General features: G+C 44.8%; 1 protein-coding gene. It reads right to left on the reverse strand.

What is annotated here, in order from left to right:
* Positions 1-2,630, reverse strand: a 2,630-nt coding sequence (locus AB669_RS21310; RefSeq protein WP_047801400.1) for a hypothetical protein, incomplete at both ends; no start/stop codon positions are given.

Raw genomic sequence — 2,630 nt, forward strand, 5'->3', positions numbered from 1 at the left:
ACCGTTAACGGATTTGACCAAGGTCACAGCACCAGCAGGCGTAATAGTAGCCACTGTTGGTGTGTCGTTAGTCTCTGTCGTTCCTGAAACATCAATCACGTCCAATCCAGCCGGTGTCTTACCGGTTACCGTTGCGGTATTGCTATAGGTACCTGCATCCACATCCCCTTGAGTTAGTGTATGGGCAGCAGTAAGTGTTACACTTGCCCCCGGAGCCAAACTAGACACTGGAGAACCCGTTACCACAGCATTCGCGTCTGTAACTACAAGATTGGTTAAGGTTACATTACCGGTGTTTTTAATAATTAAATTATAGTTCAGAACCCCTCCAACTACCGTTGGTACTGATCCATTGATTGTTTTAATTAAAGTCACTGAACCCGCCGGCGTAATGGTAGCCACTGTTGGCGTATCATTAGCCTCCGTCGTTCCTGAAACATCAGTCACGTCCAATCCAGCTGGTCTTTGACCCGTTACTGTTGCCGTATTGCTGTATGTACCCGCATCAATATCGGCTTGAGTTAATGTATGGGAAGCAGTCAAAGTAACACTTGTACCCGGAGCCAGACTAGAAACCGGAGAACCCGTTACTATGGCATTGACGTCCGTAACCACAAGATTGTTCAAGGTGACGTTTCCGGTATTTTTAATGGTTAAATTATAGTTCAGAACCCCACCAACTGCCGTTGGTACTGATCCATTGATTGTTTTAACCAAAGTCACAGCACCAGCAGAAGTAATCATAGCCACTGTCGGCGTATCATTAGTCTCCGTCGTTCCTGAAACATCAGTCACATCTGCTCCAGCCGGTGTTTTACCTGTAACGCTTGCGGTATTGCTATAAGCACCTGCATCAATATCGGCTTGGGTTAAAGTATGAACAGCCGTTAATGTTAAGATTGCCCCCGGAGCCAGACTAGAAACCGGAGAACCCGTAAGCACGGCATTTGCATCGGTAATTACCAGATTGATTAAAGTGACATTGCCGGTATTCTTGATGATAAGATCATAATTCAACACACCTCCAACTACCGTTGGTATTGATCCATTGATTGTTTTAACCAAAGTCACTGAACCCGCCGGCGTAATAGTTGCCAATGTCGGCGTATCATTTGTTTCAGTCGTTCCTGAAACATCAGTTACGTCAGATCCAGCCGGAGTTTTACCCGTTACCGTTGCGGTGTTAGTATAATTTCCAGCATCTACATCGACTTGAGTCAAAGTATGAGCAGCGCCTAATGTTACGCTTGCGCCCGGAGCTAAAGTAGAAACCGGAGAACCCGTTACCACAGCATTGGCATCAGTAACCACCAAATTGGTTATGGTTACATTACCGGTGTTTTTAATAATTAAATTATAGTTCAGAACCCCTCCAACTACCGTTGGTACTGATCCATTGATTGTTTTCATTAAAGTAACAGATCCAGCCGGAGTAATGGTAGCCACTGTCGGTGTATCATTGGTCTCAGTCGTTCCTGAAACATCAGTAACATCTGCTCCAGCTGGTGTTTTACCCGTTACCGTTGCGGTATTGCTATAGGTACCTGCATCAACATCCCCTTGAGTTAAAGTATGTGAAGCAGTCAAAGTAACACTTGCGCGCGGAGCTAAAGTCGAAACCGGTGATCCGGTTACTATGGCATTGGCATCAGTAACCATAAGATTGGTTAAAGTTACATTACCGGTATTTTTAACAACAAGGTTGTAACTCAATACCTCTCCTGTTTTATTCGGCACAGTACCGTTAACAGTTTTCACTAAAGTCACAGCACCAGCCGGAGTAATGGTAGCCACTGTTGGCGTATCATTAGTCTCAGTCGTTCCTGAAACATCCGTCACATCTGCTCCAGCTGGTGTTTGACCAGTTACTGTTGCCGTATTGCTGTATGTACCCGCATCAATATCGGCTTGAGTTAATGTATGGGAAGCAGTCAAAGTAACACTTGTACCCGGATCCAGACTAGAAACAGGAGAACCTGTAACAATTGCATTGACGTCCGTAATCACAAGATTGGTTAAGGTGACGTTACCTATGTTTTTAATAACCAGGTTATAATTTAACGCACCACCAACAGCCGTTGGTACTGATCCATTGACAGTTTTCACTAAAGTCACAGCACCCACTGGTGTAATCGTGGCTAATGTTGGCGTATCATTAGTCTCTGTTGTTCCTGAAACATCAGTTACGTCAGATCCAGCCGGTGTCTTACCGGTTACCGTTGCGGTATTGCTATAGGTACCTGCATCAACATCCCCTTGAGTTAAAGTATGAGCAGCGCCTAATGTTACGCTTGCTCCCGGAGCTAAAGTAGAAACCGGAGAACCAGTAACAATTGCATTCGCGTCTGTAACTACAAGATTGTTCAAGGTGACGTTACCTGTGTTTTTAATAACAAGATTGTAATTTAATGCACCACCAACTACCATTGGTACTGATCCATTGATTGTTTTAACCAAAGTCACTGAACCCGCCGGCGTAATCGTAGCCACTGTTGGCGTATCATTAGTCTCCGTCGTTCCTGAAACATCAGTAACATCCGCTCCCGCTGGTGTTTTACCAGTTACAGTTGCAGTGTTGTTGTAAGTTCCTGCATCAACATCGCTTTGAGTTAAAGTATGAGCAGCAGTCA

This window comes from Pedobacter sp. BMA, assembly GCF_001027745.1.
In the GTDB taxonomy this organism is placed as follows: domain Bacteria; phylum Bacteroidota; class Bacteroidia; order Sphingobacteriales; family Sphingobacteriaceae; genus Pedobacter.